We start from the raw sequence: 13,601 nt of genomic DNA on the forward strand, positions 1-13,601 counted from the left end.
GGCAAAAAGAGCGGCCGGGGGCCAAACTCGCATCGCCTTAAGGCGATACTCAAACATGGCCCCCTCTTTTCCGCTCTTTTTGCCTGCCGACGAGGCGCCCCATACGGCAAGGTAAACCTTGACGGCTCGCTTCGCATSGCGGGACTGTGTTTGCCGCCCCTCGGKYGGTAAACACGGCTACAACCTGAAGGTTTGAGTCGGCCATGGGTTTGCTCCCCTCTCCCGCTTGCGGGAGAGGGGCCGGGGGAGAGGGAGGGCGTTTGCAAGGGCGGGTCCGTCAAGTAACGATTGGTAGCCGTGTGGAGCGCCCCCAGGGGCGGGCCACACCGTCCCGCGATGCGAAGCGAGCCGTCAAGGTGTACCAGGCCGTATGGGGATCCCGAGGGGGTGTCGCCCCATCCGGCGCGCCTTCTTTGCCTACTTTCTTGGCAAGACAAGAAAGTAGGTCGCCCCCCGCAGGGGGGTGAAACCGCCTTTGACTTTAAGCCTTTGCAGTTAAGCAGTTAAGCAGTTAAGCAGTTGACTTTGACACTAGACCCGATCAACCACCAACACCTCCTGAAAGGCCCGCCCCCAACCCCCACCCAACCATGACCACCCTCCCAACCCCTCTGGCCACGCCGCCCATCACCGCCCTGAACCWCCTCCTGGAGCAGGAACCCTGGGCCACCTCCATGCTCCAGCCCTTCGCGGGCCGCGTCATCCGCTTCGACGCCGCCGCGTTCACGCTCGCATTGAAGGTGACGGCGCAGGGCCTGACGGAACTGGCGCAAGCCGATGAGATCCCGGCAGTCACGCTAACCGTGCCCTTGCAGCAATGGCCGCTGGTGGCGTCGGACGTGGCGGGCGGCGGCCAGGCAGCCGCGATGAAGCACGTGCGCATCGAGGGCGATGCCGAGTTGGCCAACGCGGTATCCGCGCTGGCGCGCAGCCTGCGCTGGGACGCGGCCGAGGACCTGTCGCGCGCGTTGCGCGGCCTGCTGGGCGGCCCGGTCAGCGACAGCGTGGCGCAACGGATGGTGGACGGCGCGCAGCAAGTCCATGCGCAAGTCACGCGGCTGGGCCGCACGCTGGTGGACAATGTGACCGAATACCTGCTCGACGAGCAGCCAACCCTGGTGCGGCACGTCGCGCTGGACGAGTTCGGCGCCGGCGTGAGCGCGCTGCGCGACGATCTGGCCCGGCTGGAAAAGCGGCTGGAGAAGCTCGAGCAGCGCAGCCGGTCCGGGCGGGGCTCGGCAGGCGGTTCCGGCACGCTGCCTTCCGCTCACCGCTGATCGCCGATTGCAACTGATCATCCGCCAGCCGACACTGGCCAATCCGCACCGCCCCCAATACTGAAGAACCTGCATGACCCGCTTCCTGCGCCTTTGCAAGATCGTTTTCGTCATCCTCTACTACGGCCTCGACGAGCTCGTACTGTCGGGTTTCAAGAGCCGCCGCATCCGCTTCCTGGTGCGCGTCATCACCATCGGCCGCAAGCTCGACATGCCGCGCGGCGAGCGGCTGCGGCTGGCGCTCACACGCCTGGGCCCGATTTTCGTCAAGTTCGGCCAGGTGCTTTCCACCCGGCGCGACCTGATGCCGGCGGACATTGCCGACGAACTTGCCAAGCTGCAGGACCAGGTGCCGCCGTTCGATTCGGTGGTGGCGGTCAAGATCATCGAGCGCTCGCTGGGCCGGCCGCTGTCCATGCTGTTCGAGAGCTTCGACCACAAGCCGGTGGCCAGCGCCTCGATCGCCCAGGTGCATTTCGCCACCTTGAAGGGCGGTCCCAGCGAGGGGCGCGAAGTGGCGGTGAAAGTCCTGCGCCCCGGCATGCTTCCGGTCATCGACAGCGACCTGGCGTTGATGCGCGACCTCGCGGCCTGGCTGGAGCGTTTCTGGGCCGACGGGAAGCGCCTCAAGCCACGCGAGGTGGTTGCCGAGTTCGACAAATACCTGCACGACGAACTCGACCTGATGATCGAGGCGGCCAATGCCAGCCAGCTGCGCCGCAATTTCGCCGATACCAAGCTGCTGCTCGTGCCCGAGGTGTTCTGGGACTTCTGCAGCAGCGAGGTGTTCGTGATGGAGCGCATGCACGGCATCCCCATCTCGCGCACCGAATCGCTCAAGGCGGCCGGCGTCGACATGCACCTGCTGGCCGAGGAGGGGGTGGAGATCTTCTTCACCCAGGTGTTCCGCGACGGCTTCTTCCATGCCGACATGCACCCTGGCAACATCCTGGTGTCGGTGGCGCCGCAGAGTTTCGGCCGCTATATCGCGCTGGACTTCGGCATCGTCGGCGCGCTTTCCGAGTTCGACAAGAATTACCTGGCGCAGAATTTCATCGCCTTCTTCCGGCGCGACTACCATCGCGTGGCCCTGCTGCACGTGGAATCGGGCTGGGTGCCGCCGAACACGCGGGTGGAGGAGCTGGAAAGCGCAGTGCGCGCTTGCTGCGAGCCCTATTTCGACAAGCCGCTCAAGGAGATCTCGCTGGGCATGGTGCTGATGCGCCTGTTCCAGACCTCGCGCCGCTTCAATGTCGAGATCCAGCCGCAGCTGGTGCTGTTGCAGAAGACCTTGCTGAACATCGAAGGGCTGGGCCGCCAGTTGGATCCCGACCTGGACCTGTGGAAGACCGCCAAGCCCTTTCTCGAGAAGTGGATGCACGAGCAGGTGGGCTGGAAGGGCGCCTGGGAGCGGATCCAGGTGGAGGCGCCGCAATGGGCCAAGATGCTGCCCGACTTCCCGCGCCTGGCGCATCAGTTCCTGGAGCGCCGCGCGCTGGTCGACAACAGCCAGCAAGAGCGGCTGCTGACCGCCCTGATCACAGAGCAGCGCCGCACCAACCGCCTGGTCGGCACGGCGTTGCTGTTGGTGGGAGGCTTTGTCGCTGGCGTGGTGCTGACCGAATTGCTGGCCTGGGTTGGCTATTGGTAGCGCCTGCAGCGGCACAGCTAGCATGAACAAAGGCAATTGAATATAGAGACAGTCGAGGCGCGCTTGACCAAATCCGATAACACCGCCGGCAAGCCCGGCGCTACGCCAGCCTTCGCCACCCGCAACGCGGCCGATCCGGCCTTCTGGGACGAGCGCTTCGAGAAAGGGTTCATGCCATGGGACCTGGGCGGCGTGCCGGCCGATTTCGAGGCCTTCGCCAGCGCGATGGCGCCGTGCCCGACGCTGGTCCCTGGCTGTGGCAATGGCTGGGAAGCCGGCTGGCTCCATGCGCGAGGGTGGCCGGTGGCCGCCATCGATTTCTCGCCGGAGGCAGTGGCGAGCGCGCGGCGCGCGCTGGGGCCTGCCGGGGCTATCGTGCACGAGGCGGATTTCTTTGCGTTCACGCCCAAGCCGGCCTGCCAGCTCATCTACGAACGTGCCTTCCTGTGCGCCTTGCCGCCAGCCATGCGGGCTGCCTATGGCCGGCGCGTGGCGGAGTTGCTGCCGCCAGGCGGCCTGCTGGCCGGCTACTTCTTCCTGGATGAAACGCGCGGCGGGCCGCCCTTCGCGATGCCCGAGGCGGAACTGCGCGCGCTGCTTGCGCCGGCATTCGAGCTGGTGGAGGCGCGTGCCGCCACCGGCTCGCTGCCGGTGTTCGCCGGCCGCGAGCATTGGCAGGTCTGGCGCCGCCGGGCCTAGGCGCCGGTTTTTCCCCTTAGCCGCGCACGCGGCCGTTGTGCTTGTCGTGGTAGATCGCCCGGCTGTCGCGGTTTTCGGCGCGCTGGATGCCGCGTTGTTCGGCCGCGCCCACGTGGCCATTGGCGCCGGCACGCGCTTCGCGCCGGTCGACGTGGGCCTGGCCGCGTTCGAGCTTGCCGGCTTCGCGGTTGGTCAGCGAGCCGTTGGCCACGCCGTTCTGGATGCGTTGCTCCTGATTGATATTGCGTTGCACATCGGCCTGCATGCGCTGCGATGACAGGCTGGCGGGGTTGCCGCTGATGCCGTTATGCGTGTCGCGCGAGATATCGCGGCTCACATTGTTCTCGGCACGCTGGATCGACGCCTGCTCGCGCGGCGAGACTGAGCCGTTGGCAAGGGCATGCGCTTCCATGCGATCGACCCGCGCGGTCTGCTTTTGCAGGCTGGCCGCCTCGCGCGTGCTCAGGCTGCCGGATTGCAGGCCATTCTCGATACGCTGCTCCTGGTTGACGTTGCGCTGCACATCCTGCGCGACCGCCGCGGTCTGGGCGCTGGCCAGACCGGCGCCGAGCAGGCCGGCGGCAATCATCAGGGTCTTGAGCATCAGGGTTTGGCGGTTCGGCATGGTGTTCTCCTTTTCCTTTCGGGGACGTGGGCGGCAGCGCGGCTCGTGGGCTGGTTGCCCGATTTCTGCTGCCGTTCCGCTCTAATGCGCGGCGGGCGAGACGCGCTGACGCAAGCTTTGTAATCCGTGTAACCGCCCGTTATGCGGCCCCTTCCGCACCATGGCGGGGCGCCGCGGCCGATGGTCCCGACCGGAGGCGGGAGGCGGTCTTGTCACCTGTGGCGCGTGCGCTGCATTGATGCCGGCAATTTCCGCATGGCGGGGATTTTTCTTCGCCCGGCACGGTCTGCATCGCTATAATCCGCGTTTTGGTGCGACACGCACTCTCGTGTCCGGGAAAAGAAGTAGCGCCCTAACGTAAGGGGCATCGACCTTGTTGGGACAGGGTAACGGCTTGGGCCTGAGCCTTGAAACCCAACCTATCTCTTGCTTTGACGAACCTGGCCGGTAAAGCCAGGGGAGTCCAATGTGTTGAACGCTTGGCTCGCTAACGCCTGTCGAGTGTGTAGTACTTGCTATTGCTGGATATCCTCCAGCCATATCGCCCAAAGGCGGGGACGCTCGCCTTTGGGCGAGTTCTCTGTAAACAGCCACTCGAAAGAGGGGCTGGGCGTTCCATCGACTCATGTCGGGGAGCGCCACATAGCTTTTGTACCGGTCAGATTGACCGGCGCTACGTTCTTTGGGACGGATGGGAACGCCTTTGGGAGTTCACGTCGGTCAAGTATGCCCCTACGGGGGTCATATTGAGTTGAGAGGTCCCGGATGTAGAGCGAAAGCTCTGCACGTTATGGTTCGGTCGGACTCATCCGCAAGGGTGTTCCGATATAGAACCTGCTATGCGACTAGCAGTAGCCTAGGGAGACATGCGTCACTGGTAACGGTGGGGTGTGAAGCTCTCCTGACAATGTAGCCCCCGCAAGGGTGCCAGTTCGCCGTGAGGCGGACCGGTAGAGATTCCGAGTAGCAACGGGTCGAGGAGCTAGGCTGGCTGGTATGGGTAATGTAAGTGAACTGCTGATAAACGTCGTAAGGATTGCGGTGCCAAAGCTGCTGATAGGCACTAACCAAAATGGTGTGTGGTCGGTTGTCCCGCTCAAAACTCGGGACACGTCGCTTCTGGACCACCGGCGAATAGGCAGACCCTAACCCGGTCTTGTAACGTGCAGGGAACGTGGTAAGCCCGTATGGCTGCCCGAGCGCAGTAAGGCTCAGGCAGGCGAACCGCAAGGAACGCTGTCGGCTGTGCGGGTATGGGAGGTTGGAAAAAGCGAATGCCGGGCTGTAATGGCTCGGATAGGGGTTGAAATATCATCCCACGCGAAAGCGGGCAGACTTCCAACTGGTCAATCGTCGCAGGACGGCTGACAGATCTCGCTTGATGTTCAATTTTCTTCCCTTGAGGGGCAATGTGTCCCTCAAGGGGCATGTTGTCGCTCGATTTTGGGGAAGAGTCTCAAGATTCGGAGGACAGCATGGAAGCATTGATCCGTGAGGATGAATCTGCGCCCTCCGGCGTACCGCAAAGCTGGGGTGCCATCGATTGGCGCCGGGTGGAACGGAACGTCCGGGAAATGCAGATTCGAATTGCGAAGGCAACGCAGGAAGGGGACTGGCGCCGGGTGAAAGCCCTGCAACGATCCCTGACCCGCTCGTGGTCCGCCAAAGCATCGGCGGTAAAACGAGTGACGGAAAACCGTGGCAGGAAAACGGCAGGCGTGGATCGCGTGCTGTGGGACAAGCCTGAGACCCGGTGGGCAGCCATCGGGCAGTTGAAGCGTCGGGGGTATCGACCGCTGCCGTTAAGGCGGGTCTTTATTCCAAAGGCCAACGGGAAGGAACGCCCTCTGGGCATACCGACCATGTTGGACAGAGCCATGCAGGCGTTATACCTGCTGGCGCTGGAACCGGTGTCCGAAGGAATGAGCGATCCGAACTCTTACGGGTTCCGGATCAATCGTTCTACCGCGGATGCCATGTCTCAGCTATTCGTCTCACTATCCCAGAGAGCCTCGGCTCAATGGGTGCTGGAAGCGGATATCAAGGGCTGCTTTGACCATATCAGCCATGACTGGTTGGTGCGCCATGTCCCTATGGACAAGGCAATCCTGCGGAAGTGGTTGAAGGCTGGCGTGGTATTTCAAGGCCAGTTTCAGGCGACCGAAGCTGGAACGCCACAGGGAGGCATCATTTCCCCCACGTTGGCAAACGTGGCGCTGAACGGATTGGAACGACAACTAACTCAGCATCTCACCGCAAAGTTGGGGGTTACCCGATTCAAGAAGCTGAAGGTCAATGTAGTGCGGTATGCGGACGACTTCGTGATCACCGGCAGCACGCCGGAGATGCTAGAGAGCGAGGTGAAGCCGTGGGTCGAACAGTTCCTAGCAGTACGAGGGCTGGCACTGTCCATGGAGAAAACGCGGATCAGCAACATAGCCGAAGGCTTCGACTTTCTAGGGTGGAATTTCCGGAAGTATTCGGGAAAGCTGCTTATCAAGCCAAGCAAGAAGAATGTGCAAACGTTCTATCGCGCGGTGAAGGAGGTCATCGGCCGTCACAAGGGCGTTAAGCAGGAGGTGTTGATCCGAATGCTGAACCCCATGCTACGGGGCTGGGCGCAGTATCACAGCCCGGTGGTGGCAAAGGCGACGTTCACCAGATTGGAGCACGATTTATTTCGGGCTATATGGCGGTGGGCAAAACGGCGACATCCGAAGAAGAACACTGACTGGGTGCGGAAGAAATATTTCACGACGGTCGGCGGTCGAAATTGGGTGTTCGGAACCACGGTAACAAACGCGGGGGGTGAAGTGGACTGGATGGCGCTTTATTCGCTTGAAGGTACGCCCATCCGACGTCACAAGAAAGTTCGAGGGGACTACCATCCTTTCGATCCGGCGCAGGAGAGGTACGGCGAGAGCTTGCGGCAGGTACGCATGTTGCATAACATGTCGCACCGAAAGCAGTGGGTTAAGTTGTACATGTCCCAGCGGGGCTTGTGTGCGGTGTGCCAGTGCAAGATTACCAAGGAGACCGGGTGGGAAGACCATCACATCGAGTACCGTGTACACGGCGGCTCTGATGCTCTAGGGAATCGAGTGCTGCTGCATCCAAACTGTCATATTCAAGTTCATCATCACGGTCGGCCCGTTGCGAAACCGGTACAAATTAACGTACTTTGAGCGGCTTGAGCCGTATGCGGGGAAACTCGCACGTACGGTTCTTAGGGGGGGACGGGGTCAGTAATGACCTTGTCCCTACCCTACATTCGGCTACGACCGCAGGCTAGATCAGCCACCCATGCGGCCCCGACCGATGAATTGGACTCCGGGCAGGGCAGGGGAACACATCCCGCTCACCGGCAACCGGTTTTTCGCCGCAAGGGCATTTTTGGGATAGGCAGCAGCATGCTGATCTGGTTCGTCATCATCTACTGGGTAATCTCTGTCGGCATCGGCCTGTGGGCCGCGCTGCGCGTACGCAACGCCACCGACTTCGCGGTGGCCGGCCGCAGCCTGCCGTTCTATATCGTCACCGCCACCGTGTTCGCCACGTGGTTCGGCTCTGAGACGGTGCTGGGCATCCCCGCGGTCTTTCTCAAGGAAGGCCTGTCCGGGGTGGTGTCCGATCCCTTCGGTTCTTCGCTCTGCCTGATCCTGGTCGGCTTGTTCTTCGCGCGTCCGCTATACCGGATGAATCTGCTCACCATTGGCGATTACTACCACAACCGCTACGGGCGGCTGGCCGAGGTGCTGACCACGCTGTGCATCGTGATGTCCTACCTGGGCTGGGTCGCCGCGCAGATCAAGGCGCTTGGCCTGGTGTTCTTCACCGTCTCGGACGGCACCCTGTCGCAGGAAACCGGCATGATGATCGGCGCCGCCAGCGTGCTGGTCTACACGCTGTTTGGCGGCATGTGGGCGGTGGCGGTGACCGACTTCCTCCAGATGATCATCATCGTGATCGGCATGTTGTATATCGGCTACGAGGTCAGCGGCCAGGCCGGCGGCGTGGCGGCGGTGGTGTCGCACGCGGCGGCGGCCGGCAAGTTCGAGTTCCTGCCCTCGCTGGACCTGATACAGATCATCGGTTTCGCGGCGGCGCTGTTCACCATGATGCTGGGGTCGATCCCGCAGCAGGACGTGTTCCAGCGCGTGACCTCGTCGCGCACCGAGAAGATTGCCGGACGCGCCTCGGTGCTGGGCGGCGTGCTGTATTTCTGCTTTGCCTTTATCCCGATGTTCCTGGCCTATTCGGCCACCATGATCGATCCGGAGATGGTGCAGAAGTACATCAACACCGATTCGCAACTGATCCTGCCCAAGCTGATCCTGACGCACGCGCCCATGTTCGCCCAGGTGATGTTCTTCGGCGCGCTGTTGTCCGCCATCAAGAGCTGCGCTTCGGCGACGCTGCTGGCGCCGTCCGTTACCTTCGCCGAGAACATCCTGCGGCCGTATTTCCGCCATCTCGACGACCGCCGTTTCCTGCGCGTGATGCAGGCGGTGGTGCTGGTGTTCGCGGTGCTGGTGACGCTGTTCGCGCTGAACTCGCATCTTTCCATCTTCCATATGGTGGAGAATGCCTACAAAGTCACATTGGTATCGTCGTTCGTGCCACTGGCCTTCGGCATGTTCTGGAAACCGGCCACCCGCCAGGGCGGGCTGGCCGCCATCCTCCTGGGCCTGACTTCCTGGCTGTGCTGCGAGATCGCCTTCGCCGACGCGGCGGTGCCGCCGCAGATGGTCGGTTTGCTGTTCTCCATCGGCGGCATGGTCTTCGGTTCGCTGCTGCCGCAGTGGATCGGCGACCATCCGCGCGTCGAGGAAGTGCATCTGGCCTGACCGATGCGGCGCCGCGCGTGGTGCGCGTGCCTCTGGCGGCATTTCTGGCCCTTTTTCAGCCGGCCCGCTGTTCTCAGAACGGTTTATAATTCAAGGCTTTGCACCGCAAGGTGGCGCACGGGAGCGGCAACTTCCCCGTCGGCGCGACTGCGCGGTCCCCCCATTTTCCGTTCCAGAATCCTCGCGGAGTGCCACTTATGCCGATCTATGCCTATCGTTGCGACGCCTGCGGCCACGGGCGCGATGTGCTGCAGAAAATGAGCGATGCGCCGCTCACTGACTGCACATCCTGCGGCGCAACGGGCACGTTCAAGAAACAACTGACCGCCGCGGGCTTCCAGCTCAAGGGTTCGGGCTGGTACGTCACCGACTTCCGTGGCGGCAGCGGCGGCACCGCCGCGGCTCCCGCCGGTGCTGCCCCGGCCGCCGCCGGCGCGGCCGATAGCGGCAGCGCTGCCGCGGCTGCGCCTTCCTCCGGCGACGCGTCCGGCTCCACCAGCACGGCCACCGCAAGCGCCGCCGGCGGTTGCGGCAGCGCCTGCGCTTGCCATTGAAGGCAGAACGCACCGTGGCAGCGAAGAAAACGTCCGCCCTCAAGACCTGGTTCCTGACCGGGCTGCTGGTGCTGGTGCCGCTGGGCATCACGCTCTGGGTGCTGAATCTCGTCATCGGCACCATGGACCAGAGCCTGGCGCTGCTGCCGGAAGCCTGGCAGCCCGACAAGCTGTTCGGCCGGCGCATCCTGGGCCTGGGCGCGATCCTGACGGTCGTGTTCATCCTGCTGGTGGGGCTGCTGGCCCACAACTTCATCGGCCAGCGGCTGGTGCGCTGGTGGGAAGCGCTGTTGCGCCATATCCCGGTGGTGGGGCCGATCTACACCAGCGTCAAGCAGGTATCCGACACGCTGCTGTCCTCGTCCGGCAATGCCTTTCGCAAGGCCTTGCTGGTGCAGTATCCGCGTGAAGGCTCGTGGACCATCGCCTTCCTGACCGGGCGGCCCGGCGGCGATGTGCAGAATCACCTGCAGGGCGAATATGTCAGCGTCTACGTGCCGACCACGCCCAATCCGACCTCGGGCTTCTTCCTGATGATGCCCAAGGCCGATACCATCGAACTCGACATGACCGTCGACGCCGCGCTGAAGTACATCGTCTCGATGGGCGTGGTGGCGCCGACCGAGCTGCCGCGCAAGAGCGGCCCGGTGCGCGCTGGCGAGGCGGATGCCGAAGCCCTCGCCGAGTCCGCCGACTCTTCKCATTCAAATTGATCGCCGGCCGCATCGGCGGCCGCGTTATTCCTGGAATTCTCCTATGTCCATGCGTACTCACTACTGCGGTCTCGTGACCGAACAACTGACGGGCCAGGAAGTGGCCCTGACCGGCTGGGTGCAGCGCCGCCGCGATCACGGCGGCGTGATCTTCATTGACCTGCGCGACCGCGAAGGCCTGGTGCAGGTGGTATGCGATCCCGATCGCCCAGAGATGTTCAAGGCCGCCGAAGAGATTCGCAACGAGTTCTGCATCCGCGTCACCGGCAAGGTCCGTGCACGTCCGGAAGGCACCGAGAACGCCAACCTGACCTCCGGCAAGATCGAGGTGCTGTGCCATGAGCTGACCGTGCTCAACCCGTCGGTCACGCCCCCGTTCCAGCTCGACGACGACAACCTGTCCGAGACCACCCGCCTGACCCACCGCGTGCTCGACCTGCGCCGCCCGCAGATGCAGTACAACCTGCGCCTGCGCTACAAGGTGGCCATGGAAGTGCGCAAGTACCTGGACGCGCAAGGCTTTATCGACATCGAGACGCCGATGCTGGGCAAGAGCACGCCCGAAGGCGCGCGCGACTACCTGGTGCCCTCGCGGACCAACCCGGGCCACTTCTTCGCGCTGCCGCAGTCGCCGCAGATCTTCAAGCAGATGCTGATGGTGTCGGGCTTCGACCGCTACTACCAGATCACCAAGTGCTTCCGCGACGAGGACCTGCGTGCCGACCGCCAGCCCGAGTTCACGCAGATCGACTGCGAGACCTCGTTCCTGAACGAGCAGGAGATCCGCGACCTGTTCGAGGACATGATGCGCACGGTGTTCAAGAACGCCATCGACGTCGACCTGGACGCCAGCTTCCCGGTGATGGAATTCCGCGAGGCCATGGCCCGTTTCGGTTCGGACAAGCCTGACCTGCGCGTCAAGCTCGAATTTACCGAACTGACCGACGCCATGAAGGACGTCGATTTCAAGGTGTTCTCCGGCCCCGCCAACAGCGAGAACGGCCGCGTGGTCGGCCTGTGCGTGCCGGGCGGCGCCGCCATCTCGCGCAGCGAGATCGATGCTTACACCCAGTTCGTCGCCATCTACGGCGCCAAGGGCCTGGCCTGGATCAAGGTCAACGAAGTGGCCAAGGGCCGCGACGGCCTGCAATCGCCGATCGTCAAGAACCTGCATGACGCGGCCATCGCCGAGATCCTGAAGCGCACCGGCGCCAAGGACGGCGACATCATCTTCTTCGGCGCGGACAAGGCCAAGGTCGTCAACGACGCCATCGGCGGCCTGCGCCTGAAGATCGGCCACTCCGAGTTCGGCAAGACCCACGGCCTGTTCGAGGACGTGTGGAAGCCGCTGTGGGTGATCGACTTCCCGATGTTCGAGTACGACGAGGAAGACGCCCGCTGGGTCGCCATGCACCACCCGTTCACCAGCCCCAAGGACGAGCACCTGCAATACCTGGAAACCGATCCGGGCAAATGCATCGCCAAGGCCTACGACATGGTCCTGAACGGCTGGGAAATGGGCGGTGGCTCGGTGCGGATCTTCCGCGAGGACGTGCAGAGCAAGGTGTTCCGCGCCCTGAAGATCGGCGAGGAAGAAGCACGCGCCAAGTTCGGCTACCTGCTGGACGCGCTGCAATACGGCGCGCCCCCGCACGGCGGCCTGGCCTTCGGCCTGGACCGCATCGTCACCATGATGGCCGGCGCCGATTCGATCCGCGACGTGATCGCCTTCCCCAAGACCCAGCGCGCCCAAGACTTGCTGACGCAAGCGCCGAGCGCGGTCGACGAGAAGCAGCTGCGGGAGCTGCATATCCGCTTGCGTGCCGCGGAGCCGAAGACGGCCTGAGCCGGGGTTTCGACTGCCTGAGGAAGGGCCGCGCGCAAGCGCGGCCCTTCTTGTTTTTCCGGGCGTATCAGATGCTCGTCGCGGTCGCGGGCAAGCTGGCCTCTCGCGCTCGCCCTGCCAGCATCACGCAAATCAGCGATAGTGCCGCAAATCCCGCATAGAAGACCGCCATCGGCCACCACTGCGGAAAGAACCTGTCCGCCAGCAGTGTCGCCAGCAGCGGAGTCAGGCCGCCGGCGAAGGCGCCGCACACCTGGTACGACAGCGAGATGGCGGTGTAGCGGATGCGCGCGGCGAACATGCCGGTGACAAAGCCGGCAATGACGGCGTAGTAGCCCGATTCACACAACGTGGCGATGGCGATGCCCAGGAACACCGTGTGCGGCTGGCCAGTGCGAACCAGGGGCAGCATGACGAACGGCACGGCGATGGCGCATGCCGCAACGACGGCCAGCACGCGCCGGGTGCCGAAGCGGTCGGCTAGATGCGCCGCGCCCAGTTGCACGAAGAACTGCAGCACCGCCACCCAGAACATGCAGTCGAGAATCATCTCCCGGTCCAGCGCAAGGTACTGCGTGGCATAAGAGATCATGAAGATGTTGCTGAAGTAGACCCCGGCGATGCCGTACACGTTGGCGCCGATCGCCAGCACGATCAGCGGCCACGCGCGTAGCGCTTCGGCCAGCGGCTGGCTGGCCACGTCGCCGGTGGCCTGCATCGCCTCGAATTCCGGCGATTCGTTGACCGACAGCCGGATCGCGAAGCCAACCGCCAGCAGCACCGCGCTGGCCAGGAAGGGCAGGCGCCAGCCCCATTGCATGAGGGCGTCGTGATCGAGCCGGCTGATGGCGCTGAAGGCCAGCATCGACAGGATCAGCCCGCCCGCGCTGCCAAGTTGCGCGAACGAGGCGAAGAAGGTGCGCCGGCCGGCCGGCGCGTGCTCGCCTGCCAGCAACACCGCGCCGCCCCACTCGCCGCCGACCGCGATGCCCTGCAGTACGCGCAACGCCACCAGCGCCACGGGCGCGATCCATCCGGCCTGCGCATAGGTCGGCAGGCAGCCGATCAGTACCGTGGCGATGGCCATCAAGGACAGCGTGCCCATGAGCGCGCGCTTGCGCCCAAGGCGATCGCCGATGCGCCCGAACAGAACGCCACCAACGGGCCGCGCCAGAAAGCCGATGGCGAACGAGCCGAACGAGGCCAGCAGGCTCAGCAGGCGGCTCTCGCCGGGAAAGAACAGCGGTCCGAAAACCAGCGCCGCGGCCGTGGCGTAACTGTAGAAATCGTACCACTCGATGGTGGTGCCGACGAACGATGCCAGGGCCGCGCGGCGCGGTTGGGGGGCAGGCTGCTTGGTCTGCATGGTGGGTCTCCTGTTTATGGCTT

At 63.8% G+C, this 13,601-nt stretch carries 10 protein-coding genes; 8 read left to right on the forward strand and 2 right to left on the reverse strand.

Annotated features, from left to right (window positions below; all coding sequences use genetic code 11):
* Positions 1 to 590 precede the first annotated feature (590 nt).
* From AC1DT6_RS35925 to AC1DT6_RS35935, 3 genes are all read left to right on the forward strand, one after another.
* On the forward strand, positions 591 to 1,277 hold the full coding sequence (locus AC1DT6_RS35925) for a ubiquinone biosynthesis accessory factor UbiJ (protein ID WP_477115383.1): 687 nt from the start codon (positions 591 to 593) through the stop codon (positions 1,275 to 1,277).
* Between the two features lie 73 nt (positions 1,278 to 1,350).
* Positions 1,351 to 2,928, forward strand: coding sequence for a ubiquinone biosynthesis regulatory protein kinase UbiB (ubiB, locus tag AC1DT6_RS35930; protein WP_441637152.1), 1,578 nt, complete (start codon positions 1,351 to 1,353; stop codon positions 2,926 to 2,928).
* A 63-nt stretch (positions 2,929 to 2,991) separates the two neighbouring features.
* Positions 2,992 to 3,627 carry a methyltransferase domain-containing protein gene (locus tag AC1DT6_RS35935; RefSeq protein WP_477115384.1) on the forward strand — a complete coding sequence of 212 codons (636 nt, stop codon included), beginning with the start codon at positions 2,992 to 2,994 and terminating at the stop codon, positions 3,625 to 3,627.
* Positions 3,628 to 3,643: 16 nt separating this feature from the next.
* On the opposite strand, the gene AC1DT6_RS35940 is transcribed toward AC1DT6_RS35935, so the two are convergent.
* Positions 3,644 to 4,252 carry a hypothetical protein gene (locus tag AC1DT6_RS35940; RefSeq protein WP_276289509.1) on the reverse strand — a complete coding sequence of 203 codons (609 nt, stop codon included), beginning with the start codon at positions 4,250 to 4,252 and terminating at the stop codon, positions 3,644 to 3,646.
* A gap of 1,475 nt (positions 4,253 to 5,727) precedes the next feature.
* Between AC1DT6_RS35940 and ltrA the strand changes: the two genes are divergently transcribed.
* The 5 genes from ltrA to aspS all read left to right on the forward strand — a co-directional run bounded on the left by ltrA (position 5,728) and on the right by aspS (position 12,212).
* Positions 5,728 to 7,437: a group II intron reverse transcriptase/maturase gene (gene ltrA / locus AC1DT6_RS35945; protein ID WP_441637158.1), complete on the forward strand. Its 1,710-nt coding sequence runs from the start codon at positions 5,728 to 5,730 to the stop codon at positions 7,435 to 7,437.
* 225 nt (positions 7,438 to 7,662) lie between these two features.
* Complete coding sequence (locus AC1DT6_RS35950) at positions 7,663 to 9,099, forward strand: high affinity choline transporter 1 (protein WP_441637160.1); 1,437 nt, start codon at positions 7,663 to 7,665, stop codon at positions 9,097 to 9,099.
* 197 nt (positions 9,100 to 9,296) lie between these two features.
* The gene (locus AC1DT6_RS35955; protein WP_477115385.1) at positions 9,297 to 9,653 is read left to right on the forward strand and encodes an FmdB family zinc ribbon protein; all 357 of its coding nucleotides are present in this window, start codon (positions 9,297 to 9,299) and stop codon (positions 9,651 to 9,653) included.
* A gap of 14 nt (positions 9,654 to 9,667) precedes the next feature.
* A complete protein-coding gene (locus AC1DT6_RS35960; RefSeq protein ID WP_045237884.1) occupies positions 9,668 to 10,366 on the forward strand; it encodes a DUF502 domain-containing protein in 699 nt (232 codons plus the stop codon).
* A gap of 43 nt (positions 10,367 to 10,409) precedes the next feature.
* On the forward strand, positions 10,410 to 12,212 hold the full coding sequence (aspS, locus tag AC1DT6_RS35965; protein WP_441636996.1) for an aspartate--tRNA ligase: 1,803 nt from the start codon (positions 10,410 to 10,412) through the stop codon (positions 12,210 to 12,212).
* A 67-nt stretch (positions 12,213 to 12,279) separates the two neighbouring features.
* On the opposite strand, the gene AC1DT6_RS35970 is transcribed toward aspS, so the two are convergent.
* Positions 12,280 to 13,578, reverse strand: a complete 1,299-nt coding sequence (locus tag AC1DT6_RS35970; protein WP_441636998.1) for an MFS transporter — start codon at positions 13,576 to 13,578, stop codon at positions 12,280 to 12,282.
* Positions 13,579 to 13,601 lie beyond the last annotated feature (23 nt).

The organism is Cupriavidus sp. 01L45, assembly GCF_056399885.1.